This window comes from Blautia sp. NSJ-175 (assembly GCF_022867815.1).
GTDB lineage: Bacteria > Bacillota > Clostridia > Lachnospirales > Lachnospiraceae > Blautia > Blautia celeris.
Map to the genome: position 1 here is coordinate 74637 of NZ_JALIFQ010000018.1, position 22095 is coordinate 96731.

At 46.4% G+C, this 22095-nt stretch carries 16 protein-coding genes; 15 read left to right on the top strand and 1 reads right to left on the bottom strand.

The features are described 5' to 3' along the window. Nucleotides 1–5 precede the first annotated feature (5 nt). A complete protein-coding gene (gene lysA, locus MUB35_RS22730; protein ID WP_244806895.1) occupies nt 6–1256 on the top strand; it encodes a diaminopimelate decarboxylase in 1251 nt (416 codons plus the stop codon). 66 nt (nt 1257–1322) lie between these two features. Here lysA and MUB35_RS22735 read toward each other — a convergent pair whose 3' ends face one another. Next, on the bottom strand, nt 1323–2954 hold the full coding sequence (locus MUB35_RS22735) for an ABC-F family ATP-binding cassette domain-containing protein (RefSeq protein WP_244806896.1): 1632 nt from the start codon (nt 2952–2954) through the stop codon (nt 1323–1325). Between the two features lie 304 nt (nt 2955–3258). On the opposite strand from MUB35_RS22735, the gene MUB35_RS22740 reads away from it, so the two are divergent. From MUB35_RS22740 to MUB35_RS22805, 14 genes are all read left to right on the top strand, one after another. After that, nucleotides 3259–3663: an RrF2 family transcriptional regulator gene (locus tag MUB35_RS22740; RefSeq protein ID WP_033144040.1), complete on the top strand. Its 405-nt coding sequence runs from the start codon at nt 3259–3261 to the stop codon at nt 3661–3663. A gap of 144 nt (nt 3664–3807) precedes the next feature. Then, nucleotides 3808–7338 (top strand): pyruvate:ferredoxin (flavodoxin) oxidoreductase, encoded by a 3531-nt coding sequence (nifJ, locus tag MUB35_RS22745; protein ID WP_033144041.1) that lies wholly within the window; start codon nt 3808–3810, stop codon nt 7336–7338. 243 nt (nt 7339–7581) lie between these two features. After that, nucleotides 7582–7974, top strand: coding sequence for a PH domain-containing protein (locus tag MUB35_RS22750; protein WP_033144042.1), 393 nt, complete (start codon nt 7582–7584; stop codon nt 7972–7974). 21 nt (nt 7975–7995) lie between these two features. Continuing rightward, on the top strand, nt 7996–8712 hold the full coding sequence (locus MUB35_RS22755) for a glycerophosphodiester phosphodiesterase (protein WP_033144043.1): 717 nt from the start codon (nt 7996–7998) through the stop codon (nt 8710–8712). Between the two features lie 164 nt (nt 8713–8876). Continuing rightward, a complete protein-coding gene (locus tag MUB35_RS22760) occupies nt 8877–9518 on the top strand; it encodes a phosphoribosyltransferase (RefSeq protein WP_054353466.1) in 642 nt (213 codons plus the stop codon). A 12-nt stretch (nt 9519–9530) separates the two neighbouring features. Then, the gene (locus tag MUB35_RS22765) at nt 9531–10412 is read left to right on the top strand and encodes a hypothetical protein (RefSeq protein ID WP_244806897.1); all 882 of its coding nucleotides are present in this window, start codon (nt 9531–9533) and stop codon (nt 10410–10412) included. Nucleotides 10413–10615: 203 nt separating this feature from the next. Beyond that, nucleotides 10616–13534: an insulinase family protein gene (locus tag MUB35_RS22770; protein ID WP_244806898.1), complete on the top strand. Its 2919-nt coding sequence runs from the start codon at nt 10616–10618 to the stop codon at nt 13532–13534. 13 nt (nt 13535–13547) lie between these two features. Further along, complete coding sequence (era, locus tag MUB35_RS22775; protein WP_033139293.1) at nt 13548–14453, top strand: GTPase Era; 906 nt, start codon at nt 13548–13550, stop codon at nt 14451–14453. Then, nucleotides 14450–15205, top strand: a complete 756-nt coding sequence (recO, locus tag MUB35_RS22780; protein WP_033139294.1) for a DNA repair protein RecO — start codon at nt 14450–14452, stop codon at nt 15203–15205. The genes era and recO overlap by 4 nt, the downstream gene beginning before the upstream one ends. 209 nt (nt 15206–15414) lie before the next feature. Beyond that, on the top strand, nt 15415–16809 hold the full coding sequence (locus MUB35_RS22785; RefSeq protein ID WP_244806899.1) for a glycine--tRNA ligase: 1395 nt from the start codon (nt 15415–15417) through the stop codon (nt 16807–16809). Between the two features lie 93 nt (nt 16810–16902). Further along, nucleotides 16903–17880: a LacI family DNA-binding transcriptional regulator gene (locus MUB35_RS22790; RefSeq protein ID WP_033139296.1), complete on the top strand. Its 978-nt coding sequence runs from the start codon at nt 16903–16905 to the stop codon at nt 17878–17880. Nucleotides 17881–18193: 313 nt separating this feature from the next. Next, entirely contained in the window at nt 18194–19858 is a 1665-nt protein-coding gene (locus tag MUB35_RS22795) for a glycoside hydrolase family 32 protein (RefSeq protein ID WP_244806900.1), read from the top strand. Between the two features lie 25 nt (nt 19859–19883). Then, on the top strand, nt 19884–21179 hold the full coding sequence (locus tag MUB35_RS22800) for an ABC transporter substrate-binding protein (RefSeq protein ID WP_244806901.1): 1296 nt from the start codon (nt 19884–19886) through the stop codon (nt 21177–21179). Nucleotides 21180–21199: 20 nt separating this feature from the next. Then, nucleotides 21200–22084, top strand: a complete 885-nt coding sequence (locus MUB35_RS22805; RefSeq protein WP_033139299.1) for a carbohydrate ABC transporter permease — start codon at nt 21200–21202, stop codon at nt 22082–22084. The last annotated feature ends 11 nt before the right edge of the window (nt 22085–22095 follow it).

Below are 22095 nucleotides of genomic sequence, written 5' to 3' on the forward strand. Positions count from 1 at the left end.
CGATTATGGAGCACAACCTGAGAGAAGCAGGCTTCTTTGGAACTATGGAGCCAGAACAGATGACTGCCAAATACGGCAGTCCGGTTTATGTATATAATGAAGGTATTTTGCGTTCCCGGTGCAGGGAATTGAAACAAATGGTGACATATCCGCATTTTGTAATTGATTATTCTATAAAGGCAAATTTTAACCCGGCCCTTCTGCAGATTGTCAAGGAAGAAGGCCTTGAGGTGGATGTCATGTCACCGGGAGAAATATATCTGGCAAAAATGGCAGGTTATGAGCCGAACCAGATTTTTTATATCTGTAATAATGTGTCTGAGGAGGAGATGTGCTATGCCATAGAGGCAGGGGTGACTACCAGTGTGGATTCCCTGTCTCAGCTGGAGCAGTATGGCAGGCTGAATCCGGGTGGAAAGGTTGCCATTCGTCTGAATCCGGGACACGGTGCAGGACACCACCAGAAAGTTGTGACAGCAGGCAAGGAGACGAAATTCGGAATTGATGCGGAAATGCTGCATGAAGTGAAGGAGATACTTGCCCGCCATAACCTCGCTCTGATTGGTCTGAATCAGCATATTGGTTCTCTGTTTCTGGATAAAGAGCAGTATTTGAAGAGTGTAGATTCTATTCTGAACTGCGCAAAGGAGTTCCCTGATTTGGAATTTGTGGATTTTGGCGGGGGATTCGGTATCTCTTATCATAAAGAGGATAAGAAAAAGAGGCTGGATTTAAAGGATTTGGGAAAAGAGCTGGATGAGATCATGTACCGTTTTGCAGAAGAATATGGAAGAGAGATCATATTCAGAGCGGAACCCGGCCGTTATGTGACGGCAGAATCCGCTGTTCTTTTGGGGACTGTAACTGCAGTAAAAAACAATCATGAGAATAAATATATCGGTACAGATATTGGGTTTAATGTTCTTATGCGTCCTGTATTATATGATTCATATCATGAGATTGAGGTATATGGAAAAAGCGTGGAAATGTCTGGGAAGAAGGAGAGGGTTACTGTTGTAGGAAATATCTGTGAGAGTGGAGACATTCTGGCAAAGGATAGAATGCTTCCCTCTATGAGGGAAAAAGATGTTATCGGTGTATTGGATGCAGGCGCCTACGGTCATGTTATGAGTTCTAATTATAATGGAAGGCTTAGACCGGCAGAGGTTCTGGTAAAAGAGGACGGGGAGGTCTGTCTTATCAGAAAACGGGATACGTTTGAAGATTTGGCGGGAAATTATGTTTTGCTGCCATAAACGGTTTATAGAAAAAGGAGGATTTCTCTCTGAAGGGCAGAGTGGAATCCTCCTTTTCTTATAGATTTAATTGTCTTCTTCTGTCATGGTATAGACCTGACGTTTTCTTGCCATTTCATCGCTTGCCAGATATTCATCATAAGTTGTGATCTTATCGATCAGTACGCCATTCGGAAGGATTTCCATAATACGGTTTGCTGTGGTCTGTACGATTTGGTGATCGTGGGAAGCAAACAGAATAACGCCTGGGAACTTGATCATTCCATTATTCAGTGCTGTTATGGATTCCATATCCAGGTGGCTGGTAGGCTCATCGAAGATCAGCACATTGGCACCGGAGATCATCATTTTGGACAAAAGGCATCTTACCTTTTCACCTCCGGAAAGAATGCGGACTTTCTTCACGCCGTCCTCACCGGGAAACAGCATACGTCCAAGGAAACCGCGTACATAAGTGGCATCTTTGATTTCAGAATACTGTGTCAGCCAGTCAGCAATTGTCAAATCATTATCAAATTCTGCTGTATTATCCTTCGGGAAATAGGTCTGGGATGTGGTAACGCCCCATTTATAGGTTCCTTCATCCGGTTCCATTTCACCCATAAGGATTCTGAAGAGTACGGTTTTCGCCTGCTCGTTTCCGCCGACAAAGGCAACCTTGTCGTCATGACCGAGTGTAAAAGATATGTTGTCCAAAACTTTTACGCCGTCAATCGTTTTTGACAGACCATCTACCATTAACACTTCATTTCCGATTTCACGGTTGGGACGGAAATCAATATAGGGGTATTTTCGACTGGAAGGACGCATCTCATCCAGCTGGATTTTTTCCAGAGCACGTTTTCTGGAAGTGGCCTGTTTTGATTTGGAGGCATTGGCGGAGAACCTTGAAATGAACTCCTGTAATTCTTTGATCTTTTCTTCTTTTTTTCGGTTAGCTTCTTTCATCTGTTTGATGAGAAGCTGGCTGGACTCATACCAGAAATCATAGTTACCGGCATAGAGCTGGATTTTACCGTAATCGATATCTGCGGTATGTGTACATACCTTATTTAAAAAGTAACGGTCATGGGACACTACAATGACAGTATTCTCAAAGTTGATCAGGAACTCCTCCAGCCATTCGATGGCATCCAGGTCCAGGTGGTTGGTAGGCTCATCCAGAAGAAGAATATCAGGATTGCCGAACAGAGCCTGTGCAAGAAGAATTTTTACTTTCTGGCTTCCGGTCAGATCTCCCATGATGGAATCGTGGAGGTCTGTCTCAATGCCAAGGCCGTTTAAGAGCTGTGCCGCGTCAGATTCCGCTTCCCAGCCATTCATCTCGGCAAACTCACCTTCCAGCTCGCTGGCACGGATTCCGTCTTCATCGGAAAAATCCTCTTTGGCGTAGATCGCCTCTTTTTCTTTCATGATGTCATACAGACGTTTGTTGCCCATGATAACTGTGTCAAGTACCGGATAAGCATCATATTTGAAGTGGTCCTGCTGAAGGAAGGAGAGACGCTGTCCCGGTGTTATGGTGATATCACCGCTGGTTGTCTCCAGCTGACCGGAAAGGATCTTTAAAAATGTAGACTTGCCGGCACCATTGGCACCGATCAAACCATAGCAGTTTCCTTCCGTAAATTTGATATTGACGTCTTCAAACAGTGCTTTTTTACCGATTCGTAAAGTAACATTATTTGCTGCAATCATGTTAATCCCTCACTTTATAAAAATTTCACAATTTTCTTTGCGTAATCTCTTCCTATTTTACAGTAAAATGTGGAATTTGCAAGCATTTCTTTTAAAATACTTGATAAATTAAGTATACAAAGGTATAATGAACAGCGTTAAGAAAAAAGTGGGCAATCCCGGCCCGGTGCCGGTTTGGCAATATAAGTAAGAGAACAGTAAACGACAGGCAGATATGACTGCCGCAGACCTTGGTGTCTGACGGCTATGCCTCTTTGCATGGCGAGTTAATACCACAGAGAGCACAGGAAAGGAGCACAGGAAAATGCTGATTACAAGAGAATGCGACTACGCGGTGCGGATCGTCCGGGCACTTGCCGGAGGAGAAAAACTCTGCGTGAACCAGGTATGTGAAAAGGAGGAACTGACTCCTGCATTTGTATATAAAATTCTCAAAAAACTGGAAAAGGGAGATTTGGTGAAGAGCTACCGCGGAAGCAACGGGGGGTATGCTCTGAAAAAAGATATCGGTCAGATCACCCTGCTGGATATCTACCTTGCGGTTGAGCCTGAATTTTACATGATCGAGTGTATGAATCCCGATAAACCCTGTGTGAGAAACCAGGACGAGGAGGGCTGCAAGGTACACAAAGAGCTGTGCAGAATTCAGAAAAACCTGCTGAAAGAGCTCGGTTCAAGGTCAATCCGAGAAATTATGGAAGAAGAGTAGTCAGGATTTGTTTTTTTGGAAAAACATTCGACTTATTTTCGTTAAAAAATGGACATGCTTCGCGAATCGTGATATAATTTTGATAGACTTCGGGGAGCGAAGTGGAACATTGTTTATAACAATTTTCAAGGAGGAAAAAAACAAATGGCTAGAAAGATGAAAACCATGGATGGTAATCATGCAGCGGCTCATGCGTCTTACGCATTTTCCGATGTTGCAGCGATTTACCCGATTACCCCGTCATCTGTAATGGCAGAAGCTACAGACGAATGGGCAACACAGGGAAGAAAGAACATTTTCGGACAAGAAGTACAGGTTACTGAGATGCAGTCTGAGGCTGGTGCAGCAGGTGCTGTACATGGATCCCTGGCAGCAGGTGCCCTGACTACTACATATACCGCATCACAGGGTCTTCTGTTAATGATCCCTAATCTTTATAAAATCGCTGGTGAGCAGTTACCGGGTGTATTCAACGTATCTGCTCGTGCACTGGCAAGCCACGCACTGTCAATTTTCGGTGACCATTCCGATGTATACGCATGTCGTCAGACAGGATGTGCTATGCTCTGTGAATCTTCCGTACAGGAAGTTATGGACTTAACACCGGTTGCTCATATGGCATCTATCAAAGGTAAAGTTCCGTTTATCAACTTCTTTGACGGTTTCCGTACTTCTCATGAGATTCAGAAGATCGAGACATGGGATTACGAAGACTTAAAAGAGATGGTAGACATGGACGCTGTTGATGAATTCCGCGCACGCGCACTGAATCCTAACCATCCGTGCCAGAGAGGTTCTGCTCAGAACCCTGACATTTTCTTCCAGGCAAGAGAAGCATGTAATCCGTACTACGATGCTTTACCGGCAATCGTTCAGGAATACATGGACAAAGTAAACGCTAAGATCGGTACAGACTACAAACTGTTCAACTACTACGGAGCAGCAGACGCTGAGCACGTAATCGTTGCTATGGGTTCTGTAAACGATACAATTGAAGAGACAATCGATTACTTACTGGCAGCCGGCAAAAAAGTCGGTGTTGTAAAAGTTCGCCTGTACAGACCGTTCTGTGCTGACGCATTGATCGAAGCTATTCCGGAAACTGTAAAACAGATCACTGTTTTAGACAGAACAAAAGAACCGGGATCTCTGGGTGAGCCTTTATACTTAGACGTTGTTGCTGCATTAAAAGGAAGCAAATTCGATGCAGTTCCGATTATGACAGGACGTTACGGTTTAGGTTCCAAAGACACTACACCGGCTCAGATCGTTGCTGTATATGAGAACACAGAGAAGAAAAAATTCACAGTCGGTATCGTGGATGACGTTACAAATCTGTCTCTGGAAGTTGGTACTCCTATCGTTACAACACCGGAAGGAACCATCAACTGTAAATTCTGGGGTCTGGGCGCTGACGGTACAGTAGGTGCTAACAAGAACTCCATTAAAATCATCGGTGATAACACAGATATGTACGCACAGGCTTACTTTGACTATGATTCAAAGAAATCCGGCGGTGTTACAATGTCTCACCTGCGTTTTGGTAAAAAGCCGATTAAATCTACATACCTGATTAAGAAAGCAAACTTCGTTGCATGCCATAATCCGTCCTATGTAAGAAAATACAACATGGTTCAGGAATTGGTAGACGGCGGTACATTCCTGCTGAACTGTCCTTGGGACATGGAAGGTCTGGAAAAACATTTACCGGGACAGGTAAAAGCTTTCATCGCTAACCACAACATCAAATTCTATGTGATCGACGGTGTTAAGATCGGTATTGAGACCGGCATGGGCCCGACTCGTATCAATACAATCCTGCAGTCCGCATTCTTTAAACTGGCAGACATCATTCCGGAAGCTCAGGCTATCGACTTAATGAAAGCTGCTGCAAAAGCTACATACGGACGTAAAGGAGATGACGTAGTTGCTAAGAACTGGGCAGCTATCGATGAAGGTGCAAAACAGATCGTTGAAGTTCAGGTTCCGGAAAGCTGGAAATCTGCAGCAGACGAAGGTCTTGACCTGACTCATGCTGAGAACGGAAGAAAAGAAGTTGTAGACTTCGTTAATAACGTTCAGGCTAAAGTTACAGCTCAGGAAGGTAACTCCCTGCCGGTATCTGCATTTACAGAATATGTTGACGGTACTACTCCATCCGGAACATCTGCTTACGAGAAACGTGGTATTGCAGTAAATATCCCGGTATGGCAGCCGGAAAACTGTATCCAGTGTAACCGTTGTGCATACGTTTGCCCGCATGCATCTATCCGTCCGGTTGCTATGACAGAAGCTGAGGCAGCAAATGCTCCGGCAGCTCTTGACATGACTGGTATGAAAGAATATAAATTTGCTATCGCAGTATCCGCTCTTGACTGTACCGGATGCGGTTCCTGTGCAAATGTCTGCCCAGGCAAGAAAGGTGCAAAAGCCCTTGTTATGGAGAACATGGAAGCAAATGTGGAATCTCAGAAATTCTTTGATTACGCAGTATCTCTTCCGGTCAAAGAAGATGTTGTTGCAAAATTCAAAGAGACAACTGTAAAAGGTTCTCAGTTCAAACAGCCTCTGCTTGAGTTCTCAGGCGCTTGTGCAGGTTGTGGTGAGACACCATACGCAAAACTGATTACTCAGCTGTTTGGTGACAGAATGTACATTGCAAACGCAACAGGATGTTCCTCTATCTGGGGTAACTCCTCACCGTCTACACCGTACACTGTAAACGCAAAAGGACAGGGTCCTGCATGGGATAACTCCTTATTCGAGGACAACGCAGAGTTTGGTTACGGTATGTTACTGGCTCAGAACGCGATCCGCGGCGGCTTAAAAGAAAAAGTAGAATCTGTAATGGCAAGTGCAGAAGCTTCTGAAGAAGTAAAAGCAGCATGCAAAGAATGGTTAGATACCTACAACTGCGGTGCTACCAACGGTGCAGCTACTGACAAACTGGTTGCAGCTCTGGAAGGAATCGACTGCGATACCTGCAAAGATATCGTTAAGAAAAAAGACTTCCTGGCTAAGAAATCCCAGTGGGTATTCGGTGGTGACGGATGGGCTTACGATATCGGATTCGGCGGTGTTGACCACGTATTAGCAAGTGGAAAAGACATCAACATTATGGTATTCGATACAGAGGTTTATTCCAACACTGGCGGACAGTCTTCTAAAGCTACTCCGACAGGTGCTATTGCACAGTTCGCTGCAGGCGGTAAAGAAGTGAAGAAGAAAGACCTTGCTTCCATTGCTATGAGCTATGGTTATGTATATGTTGCTCAGATTTCCATGGGCGCAGACTTCAACCAGACTGTAAAAGCAATTGCTGAGGCTGAGGCATATCCGGGACCATCCCTGATCATCGCTTACGCTCCGTGTATCAACCATGGTATCAAGAAAGGCATGAGCAAAGCACAGACAGAGGAAGAACTGGCTGTTAAATCCGGATACTGGCACAACTTCCGCTTCAATCCGGAAGCAGAAAGCAAATTCACTCTGGATTCCAAAGAGCCGACAGAAGATTACCAGGCATTCCTGGATGGAGAGGTTCGTTACAATTCTCTGAAACGTTCCAATCCTGAAAAGGCTGCTAAACTCTTTGCTCTGAATGAGAAACAGGCTAAGGAAAGATATGAATATCTGAAGAAACTGGTTACTCTGTATGGAGATGCAGAGAACTAATTGATCGTTTCTTGGGAAATAAATGGCGGGCATCACGGTGGTGGTGCCTGCTTTTTTTGTTGTTTATTTAGGGCGGACGGAAGGAAGTGGGCGGTGGGGGAAGGGATTTGTGCAGCCTCGAGCAGGCACAAATCCCTTCCCTCTCCCCGCCTCATCCCGTCCCTTTCCCAACCGAAACAATCCCTTGTCATTCTTTTGGATTCATATTATACTGAAACGTATAAATAATAAGGAGGTCACACAATGGGTGATAATCTGATATGGGAAGACCGGAAGCATTTTATGTGGTTTCCATGGTCATTTACGAAATATTATATAGAGAATGAGAGACTGATGATAGAAGCCGGACTTTTGAAAACTACCCTGGATGAAACTCTTTTGTATAGGATCGTGGATGTGACGATGGTACAGACTCTGACAGGTAAAATCTTTGGGACCGGGGATTTGATCGTGAAGACCAAGGTGGACAGCAATCCTGAGATTGTGCTGAAGAATATTTCTGAGCCTAAGAAGGTGCGTTCCCTGCTCTCTGAATTGGTGGAGGACAGCAGACAGAGGAAAAATGTGGTGGGCAGAGAATTTTATGGGGAACACTCCTATGCGGATGAGAATGTGGATGAGGAAGACGAATATTAATTTAAAATCAAGGGGAAGGCTATGAAGAAAATGAAAATCTGGGCGCACAGAGGGGCATCAGGGTATGCACCGGAAAATACCATGGAGGCGTTTTCCGAAGCGGTGCGGCGTAAAGCAGATGGTATTGAGCTGGATGTGCAGCTTACCAAAGACGGAGAGATTGTGGTGATCCACGATGAGAAGCTGGAAAGGGTCAGCAACGGTACAGGATGGGTGAAGGACTATACACTGAAAGAACTGCGGAAGCTGAACTTTAATAAGACTTTTCCGGAACAGGGAAGTGCCAGGATTCCTACACTAAAAGAAGTGTATGAACTTATGAAAAAAGAAGATATGCTTGTGAATGTGGAGCTGAAAACCAGTATTGTATTTTATGAGGGTCTGGTGGATAAGGTGCTGGACCTTGCGGCACGTATGGGGATGGAGGAAAAGGTTTTATATTCTTCCTTTAATCACTATACGCTGCTGGAGATAAAAAAGAAAAATCCCGGAACGCGCACAGGAATGCTTTTTGAGGATGGAATCGTGGATGCACCTGCTTATGGGAAACGTCTGGGTGTGGATGCGCTTCATCCTATATATGCGCATTTGCAGCATCCCGGTTTTCTGGAACAGTGCAGGGAGGAGAAGCTGCCTCTGCATGTGTGGACCGTGAATACAAAAGAACGCTTCCGGCAGATGGAGAAAGCCGGCGTGGATGTTGTGATTACCAATTTTCCGGATATACCATACTGGTAATTGTGTGGCGAAAAGCGTTATGGAAGGCGAAATGAACAGTCACAATTTTGTTAAAAAATACCTATTTTCAGAAATCTTCTCTTTTTTCCTCAAAAGGAGTATGGTATAATAAGCATATAAAAAAAGTAATTGGGGATTCATAAGAGGAGGTATGATTTATGGAAATGGAAGAAAGAATGTTTAAGGTATATGCATCCGGTGATGAGAAAATTCAGTTAAAGGTGATTCCGGGACATTTTGCAACCCCGCAGTCCCACATCAGTCATTATCTGGAGATGACGACAATGAAAACACGATGTGCGGAGGCTTCCAGGATTGCAAAATATCTTTCCACCAAATATGAGACTTCCACACCTGTGGACTCGATCATCTGTCTGGACGGGCTGGAGGTGGTGGGGGCATTTCTGGCGGAGGAGCTGGCAAAGGCCGGTGTTCTGTCCATGAATGCGCACAAAACTATTTATATTGTAACCCCGGAATTTAACGGTAACGGACAGCTAATGTTCCGCGACAATATTCAGCATATGGTACGGAACAGGAATGTTGTGATTCTGATGGGATCTATTACAACCGGTGAGACACTGCGGAAATGTATGGAGAGTATTCTCTATTACGGCGGTACCATTCAGGGTGTGTCTGCAATCTTCAGCGCAGTGAATAAAGTAGCAGGGCTGGATATCAATGCTGTGTTCTATAAAAAAGATGTTCCGAATTATCAGACGCACAAAGCCAGTGAATGCCCCATGTGTAAAACAGGCCAGAAACTGGATGCCATTGTAAACGGGTACGGTTATTCTAAATTGTAAAGGGGGAAAAATTTGAAAGGAAAATTCAGAAAGCTATGTCTGGCTGTGCTGGTACCGCTTCTGCTTTTGGCAGGATGCGGGCAGGGCAAAGAGCAGGCAAAGGAGCAGTCCCCGGAAGAACTTCTGAAAGAAGTGATTTCCAATCAGAAACAGTTCAAATCAGGGAAACTTCACATGACCATGAACTTTAAGGCTGCAGTGCCTCTTGAGGAGGCGCAGGAGCTGCTTGGTGACGTGCAGGAGTCTGCTATTCAGATGGATATGGATGCAGATATGGAGTTCCAGGAAGAGCGTATGCGCATGGACGGAGAATTGAATATGCAGATCATGTCCATGCAGATTCCGGTTCCTATTGAGAGTTATACGGTGAAGAGTGAAGACAAATACATCACGTATACAAAAAACGGAGAGGAATGGCAGAAGACGGAGATGGATGCTTCCAGCGGTAATATGGGTGCTCTTGTGTTCACCGGCCAGGAACTCTATCAGGGAATCCAGGAGGAGTCTCTGTCCATGACCGAGGAGACGCTGGAGCTGGACACTGAAAATTCCACTGAGTGCTATGTGATCCACGCATCCATAGGCGGTGAGGTGCTGAACAGTCTGTTTGATATGGCCAGTCAGGTCCCGGGTCAGGAAGATGTGTTGGGAGATTTCCAGGTGAATGATGAAAAAGTAAATCTGGATTTATATGTTGACAAGAAAGATAAAGAAATCATCCGGACCAGAATTGATATGAAACAGCTTATGGAAAAGATGATGTCAGATCTAACTGCCGAGGCAGGTACAGGCCAGACAATGAACATTGATAAATTTGAGCTGGCTGTTACCGTAAAATTACGTGGCGAAGCGGTGGAGGTGGAAATACCTCAGGAAGCGCTGGATGCGGCGTGACTGGGAATCAGGACAGAAGCTGTTGTCAGAATGCAGAGGCATTGACAGCAGCTTCTTTTTGCTGCCTTTATCACACTCAGTTGGAATAGCTGCAATCTTTGTTCTTTTTCTGTTTTATAATTTCAATAAATGTGGTAATATAAACAATAGAACGTACACTGCCGTAAATAGGCAGTAAATATAACCCATCAAGGAGGTTGACCATGAAAAAAGAAAATGTGCCGGCATACGAACTGGTTTCCTGCCAGGACATTCCGGATATTCACTCCAAAGGTTCACTATGGAGACATAAAAAAAGCGGTGCCAGAGTTATGGTGCTGGAAAATGATGATGAAAACAAAGTGTTCAATATAGCTTTCCGCACGCCGCCTGCTGACAGTACCGGTGTGGCCCATATTCTGGAGCACAGTGTCCTGTGCGGTTCCCAGAAATTCCCCTTAAAAGACCCTTTTGTTGAACTGGTGAAAGGCTCTTTGAACACTTTTTTAAATGCTATGACTTATCCGGACAAGACCATGTATCCGGTGGCAAGCTGCAATGATGCGGATTTTAAGAATCTGATGCATGTATATCTGGACGCTGTCTTTTTCCCGAATATCTATGAGAGAGAAGAAATCTTCCGACAGGAAGGCTGGCATTATGAGCTGGAGGATGTGGACGGACCTCTTAAATTAAACGGCGTTGTTTATAATGAGATGAAGGGGGCATTCTCCTCACCGGAGGAAGTGCTGGACCGGGAGATTTTCAATTCCCTGTTTCCCGATACACCTTACGGTGTGGAGTCAGGCGGAGACCCGTCTGTGATCCCGGAACTGAAGTATTCCGAGTTCCTTTCTTTCCACAGCCGCTATTACCATCCGGCCAACAGCTATATTTATCTGTATGGAAATATGGATATGGAGGAGCGGATGAACTGGATGGACAGGGAGTATCTGTCTAAATATGATGAGATTCCCGTCAATTCAGCGATTCCGAGACAAAAGCCCTTTGATCAGGCAAAGGAAATCATCATGGAGTACCCCATCTCTGAAAATGAGCCTGTGGAGGAAAATTCTTATCTTTCCTACAATGTGGTAGTGGGGGACAGTCTGGATGTGGAACAGTGCACTGCATTTGAAATCCTGGATTATACCCTGCTCTCCGCACCGGGAGCACCGCTGAAGCAGGCGCTTCTGGATGCAGGTATGGGAAAAGATATCCTTGGCTCTTACGATGACGGGATTTACCAGCCGTTTTTCTCCATTGTGGCGAAGAATGCGAAACCGGAAAATAAGGAGGCTTTTGTAAATCTCATTCAGGATACACTCAGAAAGATCGTAAAAGAAGGAATTGACAAAAAAGCCATTGCCGCGGGAATCAATTTCCTGGAATTTCGTTTCCGTGAGGCGGATTTTTCTTCCTTCCCCAAGGGGCTTATGTACGGCATTGATGTGTTTGACAGCTGGCTGTATGATGATGATATGCCTTTTGACCATCTGAAGAAACTGGATATCTTTGAGAGTCTGAAGCAGAAGGCAAAAGAGGGATATTTTGAAACGCTGATAGAAGAGTATCTGCTGGACAATCCCCACGCGTCTGTTGTGGTAGTCAACCCGAAACGTGGACTTGCCGCCCAAAGGGATAAAGAGCTGGAAGAAAAGCTTGCCGCTTATAAGGCATCTCTGCCTGCGGAAGCAGTGGAAAAGATTGCGGCAGACACAAAACATCTGAAAGAATACCAGGATGAACCGGAGACGGAGGAGGCTCTCAAGAGTATCCCCATGCTGGAGCGCTCAGATATAGGAACCGAGACGGTTAAGATACACAATCAACCGGGATATGTGGATGACACACTGGTTCTGCACCATGATCTGTACACCAATGGAATCGGTTATCTGACACTGCTCTTTGATGTGAAAAAAGTACCGGAGGAGCTGATCCCCTATATGGGAATCCTGAAGTCCGTACTGGGATATGTGGACACGGAAAACTACAGCTATGCAGACCTGTTTAATGAGATCAATGCCAACAGCGGCGGGATTTTATTTGGCCTGCAGGTATTCGGAGATTCCAAGAATAATCAGAATACCAGACAGATGCTGGGAATCAAGGCAAAAACACTGTACAGCGGACTGCCCTTTGTCTTCTCCATGATCAAAGAGATTATCTGCACATCGAAAATGGATGACACCAAGCGTCTCTATGAGATCATTGCAAAAATGAAATCCAGGCTTCAGATGAGCATGACCAGCGCCGGACACAGCACGGCAGTAATGCGCGCTACGTCCTATTTCTCAGGAAACGCGTATTTCCAGGAGAAGATTGCGGGAATCGACTTTTACCAGTTCATTGACAAAATTGAAAGCCATTTTGAGGAGGAAAAGGGAAAAGTAATAGAAAACCTGAAGCTTCTTATGAAGATGATCTTCCGTCCTGAAAATCTGACAGTCAGCTATACGGCGGACCGGGAGGGTTATAAAGGTCTTGAGACAGAGGTACGCGGTCTGAAAGAAATGCTGCACACCGAGAAGGTGGAACTGGCAGAAGAAAAGCCGGATTATCGGGTGAAGAATGAAGGTTTTAAAACATCAGGCCAGGTGCAGTACGTGGCAGCAGCAGGCAATTTCCGGGAGGGCGGCTTTGAATACACAGGCTGTCTGCGTATTTTAAAGGTGATCCTCAGTTATGAGTATCTCTGGATGAATGTGCGCGTGAAAGGCGGCGCCTATGGCTGCATGAGCAATTTCAGAAGGAGCGGTGACAGCTTCCTGGTTTCCTACAGGGACCCGAACTTATCCAAAACACTGGAAGTGTTCCGCAATACCCCGGACTTTATCCGCGGTTTTGAAGCAGATGAGAGAGAGATGACAAAATATATCATCGGTACGGTCAGCGAACTGGATACGCCCATGACCCCATCCTCAAAAGGTGTACTGTCCCTGGAAGCATGGTTCAGCGGCATCACGGAGGAGGATCTGAAAAAAGAGCGGATGCAGATCCTGAACGCCCAGCCGGAGGATATCCGTGCACTGGGGGACGTGGTAGCGTGTGTGCTGGATCAGAACCGTATCTGTGTTATCGGAAGTGAAGAGAAAATCGAGCAGGAAAAAGAACTGTTTCTGGAAGTGAAACACCTGCTGTAACGAAGGAGAATATATGAAAACAGACTACAAATCAGGATTTGCGGCGATCATCGGACGGCCAAACGTGGGTAAATCCACACTGATGAACCATCTGATCGGACAGAAGATTGCCATCACATCCAGGAAACCTCAGACAACCAGAAATAAGATCCAGACTGTTTACACCTGTGAGGAGGGCCAGATCGTCTTTTTGGATACACCAGGAATCCACAAGGCAAAAAACAAGCTGGGTGAATATATGGTAAATGTGGCGGAGCGCACCTTCAAGGACGCGGATGTGATTCTCTGGCTGGTAGAGCCCACCACTTTTATCGGAGCCGGGGAGCGCCACATTGCAGAGCAGCTGAAAAACTGTAAACTGCCGGTGATCCTGGTTATCAACAAGGTGGACACCGTAAAGAAAGAGGAAGTGCTGAGTTTTATCGACGCATACCGGAAGATCATGGATTTTGCGGAGATCATACCCGCTTCTGCACTGAGAGGGCAGAACCTGGAAACCGTGATCCAGAGTATTTTTAAATATCTGCCTTACGGGCCGCAGTTCTATGATGAAGACACTGTTACAGACCAGCCTCAGCGGCAGATTGTGGCTGAGATGATCCGGGAGAAAGCGCTGCGGACGCTGGAGGAGGAGATTCCTCACGGGATCGCTGTTACCATTGATACTATGAAGGAACGTCCGGGCGGGAATCTGGTGGATATAGAAGCAACCATCATCTGTGAGCGGGAATCCCACAAGGGAATCATCATTGGCAAGCAGGGTGTTATGCTGAAGAAGATCGGCAGTGCGGCACGCTTTGAGATTGAACGGATGCTGGAGCAGAAGGTGAACCTGAAGCTCTGGGTAAAAGTGAAAAAAGACTGGAGAGACAGTGACTATCTGATCAAGAATTTCGGATACGATAAAAAAGAGATATGACAGATACAGTGCAGGTGACCGGCATGGTGTTATCCTCCATGCCGGTGGGGGATTTTGATAAAAGGCTGGTGCTTCTCACAAGAGAACGCGGAAAAATAACGGTATTTGCAAAGGGAGCGAGGCGGCAGAACAGCTCCCTTCTTGCCGTGGCAAATCCCTTTGTATTCGGCACCTTCTCTGTCTATGAGGGGAGGACCAGTTATCAGATGAAATCAGCCTCTGTGCTGCATTACTTCACGGAGCTGGCTTCCAGGCAGCCGGGGGTCTATTATGGATTTTACTTTCTGGAATTTGCGGATTACTATGCCAGAGAATATACCGATGAGAAGGAAATGCTGAATCTGCTCTATGTTACGTTAAAGGCTCTGGTCAGCGGGAAGATTGACAATAAACTCATACGCTGCATTTTTGAACTGAAGGCAATGGTGATTAACGGAGAATATCCCAACCTGTTTGAGTGCATGAAATGCGGAAAGAAAGAGGAGATTTACTGGTTTTCGACAGAAAGATCAGGTGTCTTCTGCGATAACTGCATAGACCAGAAGGACAGATATAAAAGTATCCGCCTGGATGCATCCTCTCTGTATGCCCTGCAGTTTATTGCGGCATCTGAGATTTCCAGACTCTATACCTTCACGGTGAGGCCGGAGGTACTGAAAACCATGCAGAAGGTCATGCGGGAATACACAGGAAAATACATAGACAAAAAGATGAAAAGCCTGCAGGTACTGGAAGTGATGGAGGGAATATAGCAAGAAATCCCTATTTTAACACATTTTCAGGCAGATAGAGGTTGAAAAGAAGGAATATTACGGTTATAATGTTACTATTCGCAGCGCCATAATACAGTTTATAAGACTATGGCAGGCGGACAGCCTTGAATCGAAAAGAAATAGGTAACTGCTGACCATGCCTGAGAGCAGAGGCAGCAGAAATAGATGAAAGTCGAGGAGATAACACGATGGAAAAGACCATGGAAAAAATCGTAGCACTTGCCAAATCCAGAGGATTCGTATATCCGGGTTCTGAAATTTACGGCGGACTTGCCAACACCTGGGATTACGGCAACCTTGGCGTGGAGCTGAAGAATAATGTGAAAAAGGCCTGGTGGAAAAAGTTTATTATGGAAAGCCCCTACAATGTAGGTGTGGACTGCGCGATCTTGATGAACCCGCAGACATGGGTGGCCTCCGGTCATCTGGGCGGTTTTTCCGATCCGCTGATGGACTGTAAAGAGTGTCATGAGCGTTTCCGCGCGGATAAGATCATTGAGGACTTCTGTGCCGAAAAAGGGATCGCCATTGAGGGCAGCGTGGATGCCTGGAGCCAGGAGAAGATGATGGAGTTCATTGAGGAGCATCAGATTCCATGTCCTACCTGCGGCAAGCACAATTTTACAGATATCCGTCAGTTCAACCTGATGTTTAAGACCTTCCAGGGCGTTACAGAGGACGCAAAGAATACAGTATATTTAAGACCTGAGACTGCACAGGGTATTTTCGTAAACTTTAAGAATGTACAGAGAACCTCCAGAAAGAAACTGCCGTTTGGTATCGGTCAGGTGGGAAAATCCTTCCGTAACGAGATCACACCGGGAAACTTTACCTTCCGTACCCGTGAATTTGAGCAGATGGAGCTGGAATTTTTCTGTAAGCCTGATACAGACCTGGAGTGGTTTGCTTACTGGAAACAGTTCTGCCTTGACTGGCTGCACAGCCTGGGCCTGAAGGATGAGGAAGTGCGCTACCGTGACCATGACAAAGAGGAACTGAGCTTCTACAGCAAGGCTACCACAGACGTGGAATTCCTGTTCCCCTTCGGATGGGGCGAGCTGTGGGGTATTGCGGACAGAACAGACTATGACCTGACACAGCATCAGAATGTATCCGGCCAGGATATGACATATTTTGATGATGAGAAAAATGAAAAATATATTCCTTATGTGATTGAGCCGTCATTGGGAGCGGACCGTATGGTTCTGGCATTCTTGTGCAGTGCATACGATGAGGAAGTTCTGGATGCAGAGAGAAATGATGTGCGTACCGTGCTGCACTTCCATCCGGCCCTGGCACCTGTGAAGATCGGTGTTCTGCCTCTGTCCAAAAAGCTGAACGAGGGCGCAACCAAAATCTATCAGGAGCTGTCCAAACTGTATAACTGTGAATACGATGACAGGGGTAATATCGGCAAACGTTACCGCCGTCAGGATGAGATCGGTACACCGTTCTGCGTGACATATGACTTTGAATCTGAGACAGACGGAGCGGTTACTGTGCGTGACCGTGACACCATGGAGCAGGAGAGAGTAAAGATCGAAGACCTGAAAGCTTATTTTGAGGAAAAAATGGCCTTTTAACGATTGCTGAAAGAATAGATATGCTGCTGTATCCGGCCGGTGACGGGCGGTACAGCAGCTTCTGTTATATACGGGGAAAGAGGTGCAGAAAAAATGGCCAGTATCAGAGACGTGGCAAAACAGGCCGGTGTGGGCGTGGGAACTGTTTCCCGGGCCTTGAATGGAACCGGTTACGTATCGCCGGATACGAAAAAGAAAATTGAAAAGGCAGCCGAGAAACTGGGATATACGCCCAATGAGCTTGCGAGAAATCTGTACAGGAACCGGACCGGCATTGTAGGAGTCATGGTCCCTGACCTGGACCATCCTTTTTTCTCCTGCCTGGCAAAACATATAGAGATGGAGCTTTACCGCCAGGGGTATAAGACCATGATCTGCAATACTATAGGCATCAGCGACAGAGAGAAGGATTACCTGGATATGCTGGACAGGAATATTGTGGACGGCATCATCACAGCAGCCCATTCCCTGGACGAGGAGGAATACCTGAAGCGGAAGAAACCCATTGTTTCCGTAGACCGGGAATTTGGCCCCGGTATCCCTCTTATCGGCAGTGATCATGCCATGGGAGGGCGCATGGCGGCAGAACTGCTTTTAAAGAACGGATGCAGGAAAGTGCTGCAGATATCCGGTGTTGCCCCGGGCGTTGCCGCCCAGGAGCGCCACAGTGTCTTTAAAGAAGTCATGCAGAAACAGGGCGTGGAGATACTTAACATGGTTATGGACTGGAATGTGTTTGACTGGAACGCCCATTATACGGGAATGGAAAAGTTTCTGGAGGAACACCCTGACATTGACGGTGTGTTCGGCGGGGATATGGCTGCCATTGCCTGTATGAACGCAGTGCTGCAGAAGGGGATCCGGGTGCCGGAGGATATAAAAATCATAGGATTTGACGGCATGGATGTGACACGCATGGTATATCCAAGACTGACAGCTGTTCGGCAGAATGTACAATTATTAGCGGAGCTCTGTGTGAATACCCTTCTCGATCTGGTGGAGGAGAGGAAAGGCGTGCCTCACAGACAGGTTTTGGATGTGGAAATGCAGTTCGGCGGGACGACACTGTGATAAAGTTCTGAATTGGTGTTGCGGATAACTCATAAAAACGACTTTTGGGTTTTGGATAAATTTCATATAAAAAATGGGAAGAGACCTTCGTTTGTGCATGTTGCACAATAAAAACGGGGGCCTTTTTTTGTGTCTTATGGATTCGTACAGAAAAGCACTTGACAAAACCGTCAAACCGTCCTATACTCATATACATGGAACGGGTTCCATAAAATGTTCCAATATTACCTATATAAATAGGCGAAAAATGCTATATATTAAAGGGAAGAATTATAGAACCGGTTTTATAAAGTGCCATACAGGAGGCGAAAATATGATACAAACAGGTGAGTATACATGTCTGGAGATCATGACCAGAACAGTGGAAGGAAAAAAAGGATATGTGGTTCTGAGAGACAAAAAGGGCAGAGAGAACAGATATGAGGCAGGGAAGAAGTATTATCAGTGGCTGAAAATCCCTGTGGAAAGACAGAGCAGTTACGAACTGACAAGCCGGGATGCGGAAATATCACTGGCGTATTTAAGCGGCTGTGAAAATATCCTGGAAAAGGGGATCTGCTTCATAGAACCTGCAGACGGGGGAATTAGTCTGAGCAGCCGGGAAGCGGCAGCCTATTATGACACACCCTATCGGGAACAATATCACTTTGCGCCGTGGAAGAACTGGATGAATGACCCCAATGGCCTTTGCTGGTATCAGGGATATTATCATATGTATTATCAGTACAACCCCCATGGTCAGGAATGGTCCAACATGTACTGGGGGCACGCAGCCAGCCCGGACCTGGTCCACTGGACACATCTTCCCGTTGTTCTGGAGCCACAGAAGGAGGTGTTGGAACAGGCAGATATACGAAAAGGGGGAGCATTTTCCGGAAGTGCGGTGGTGCTGGACGATGAAACGGTTTTCTATCTGACCAGACATCTGGGACCCATGGAGGACGGAGAGGAGACCGTGCAGCAGCAGTGGATGACCAGAAGCCGGGATATGCTGGAATTTGAACCGGAGAAGCTGGTGATCGGGGAGCATCCCGTGGGAGCATCCTTTGATTTCAGGGACCCTAAGGTATTAAAAGTCGGTGATGTGTGGTACATGGTCCTGGCAAGTGCTGTGGATGGGCAGGCAGCCATACTGCTGTACCGGTCTGAAGATATGGAGCACTGGGATTACGTGAAACCCCTGGTTACGGAGCCGGAAGAAGGTGTGCGCTGCTTTGAATGCCCTGATTTTTTCCCTCTGGATGGAAGTTTTACTGCGTGGGGAGCACTTATGTGCCACAGGGATGTGTACGGCAGATATCAGATGTCCCGTTATTACATAGGAGAATTCAGGGATGAGAATTTTACCGTGAAGAGCACAGGATGGTTTGATTTCGGGAGCAACTGCTATGCCATGCAGAGCTTTGAGCACGAGGGAAGAAGAATCGCCATTGGTTGGATCTCAGATTTTTACGGCGAACATGTGGAAGTGGAGAACGGCGCCTATGGGAGCATGACCATTCCAAGAGTGCTGCATGTAAAGAATGACAGGCTTTATATGACTCCGGCGGAGGAGATCTATACGCTGAAGAGTGAGCGGCTCTATACGGGAGAAAAGGAAAATATCCATCTGGAACACATAGCGGGAAACAGTTTTTATGCGGAGATCACCTTTTCGGAGAATACGGATTTTAACCTGCTGCTGGGCAGGGATGGGAAGAAAGAGATACGTTTTATAAAAGAAAAAGACTTTGCGGGAATCCGCACATCCGGTGTGAAAAGTGAGGGAATCTCGTTTCCCGCAGACGTGGATATGGTAAGGGATATGGAGATATTTGTGGACAGAAGAGCAGTGGAAATCTTTATAAACGGCGGGGAGGCAGCAGGCACCAAGCTGTTTTACAACTCCGGCACAGAAGGGTGTTTTGTACTGGAAGCGGAGAGACCTGAGGCAGTAACACGGGCAGAAGTTACAAAGATGCAGTCAGTCTGGCAGTAACAGCAGTGAGAAGGGAGAGAGGGAAATGAAAAAACGGGCAGTTGCCATACTTCTTGCAGCGACAGTGGTATCTACTATGATATCCGGCTGTGGAAATGCAAAGGAACGGGTGAATAAAGACGGAGAGTCTGTGATCACCATCTGGAGTCCCAGTGACGAACCGGCCATTGAAGAGTGGTGGGAAGAAAAAATCAATGCTTTTAATGCGGAGCACAAGGGAGAGATCCATCTGAAAAGGGAAGCTATTGTTCGTGCGGATTCCTATGCTTATGAGGACAAGGTAAACGCGGCGATTACCTCAAAGGACCTGCCGGATATCCTGTATGTGGACGGACCGACGGTTTCCGTATACGCGGCCAATGATATTATTATCCCCTTGGATGATATGTTTGCAAAAGAGGACTGGGATGACTTTCTGGATTCCACTAAAAATCAGGGTACTTACGATGGGAAAATCTACGCCATCGGCGCAACAGAAAGTTCCGTAGCCCTCTATTACAACCGGGATATGCTTGACGAGGCAGGGATTAAGGCACCGGATAAGCTGGAGGATGCCTGGACCTGGTCCGAGTTTGCGGATGTAGCCGGGAAGCTTACAAAAGACGGTGTGATGGGCACCAACATCATTATGGATAAAGGGGAAGGTCTTCCTTATGTGCTGGAGCAGTTCTGGATCTCCAACGGCACGGATTTTGTCAGTGAGGACGGCAGCAAAGCGGATGGCTATATCAACAGCCAGGCCGGTGTGGAGGCAGCCGCGTTTCTGAATGAACTGATTCAGAACGGATATGCCAATCTGGACCCCATCCAGAAGGAATTCCACAACGGAAGGGCAGCCACAATGCTGGGAGGCTCCTGGGAAGTCGCTACACTGGAAAAGGATTATCCGGATCTGAATTGGGGAGTTACTTATTTCCCCGTTGCGGACAACGGCGGAACACCTACTTCTCCCACAGGTGACTGGGCAGCAGCCGTGACCAGGGATACACAGGACAGAGAGGCAGTGCAGGAGGTTATGAATTACCTGTTCTCAGAGGACAATGTGACCACCTACGCCAAGGCAATCTCGAAACCGCCCACAAGACAGTCAAGCTACGAAGTGCTCACAGAGTATAACGAATACCCACGCTCTCTTTTTAAAGAGCAGCTTATGGAGACAGGACATCCAAGGCCGAGAACGCCTTCCTACAGTGTGCTCTCCGCAGGATTTTCAGAGGCCATGGTGAACATTTTCACAGGTGTGGACCCGAAAGAAGCGCTTGATAAGGTGGCGGAAGATACGGATAAGGATTACAACAAGTATTATGCGGATGAAGATTGATTCCGGGGAGGAGGAGAAAGATGGAAAAAGCCATTAACAAACGCAGTGAAAAGAAAGCAGCATACCTGTTTGTCATTCCGGCAGTGATCCTGCTGGCGGCATTTCTGATATATCCTGCACTGCAGACAGTCAGATATGCCTTTACCGATTACAATATAATGAGGCCCGACCATATTAAGTTCTGTGGATTTAACAACTTTACAGAGCTGTTTGGGGACGGGGATTTCTGGAAGGCGGTTACCAATACTCTTTATTTTACCGCGCTGGTCGTACCCTTTCAGACGGTTCTGGCATTGGCGCTGGCCATGCTCATATCGTCCAAAAGAAAAGGTGTCTCCATTTTCCGAGCAGCATATTTCAGCCCTCAGGTCACCTCCATGGTTGTTGTGGCGATTCTCTGGACCGTGCTCTACAACTCTAACCCGGACAGCGGACTTTTAAATGCACTGTTGGTAAAACTGGGAATGGAGCCCTGCGGATTCCTGAATGATCCAAAGACATCCATGAACTCCATTATCTTCATGTCAGCATGGCAGGGAGCCGGTTACCAGATGATGATCTTTTTAGCCGGGCTTCAGGGAATTCCGAAAGAACAGTATGAGGCAGCCTCCATTGACGGTGCAGGCAGATTAAAAAGCTTCCTCTATGTCACCCTGCCGGGTCTGAAAAATGTGATCAAATACGTGATTATGATCACAGTCATCCAGGCAATGAAACTGTTCACACAGCCATATGTCATGACAAAAGGCGGCCCCCAGAATTCTACCAGGACCATGGTATATTACGTGTATGAACAGGGCTTCCAGAAGCGTAACTTTGGATATGCCTGTGCAGTGGCTGCAGTTTTCTTCGTCATTGTGGTCATATTGTCACTGGGCATGAAGAAACTGATCAAAGCGGATTAGAAAGGAGCGGA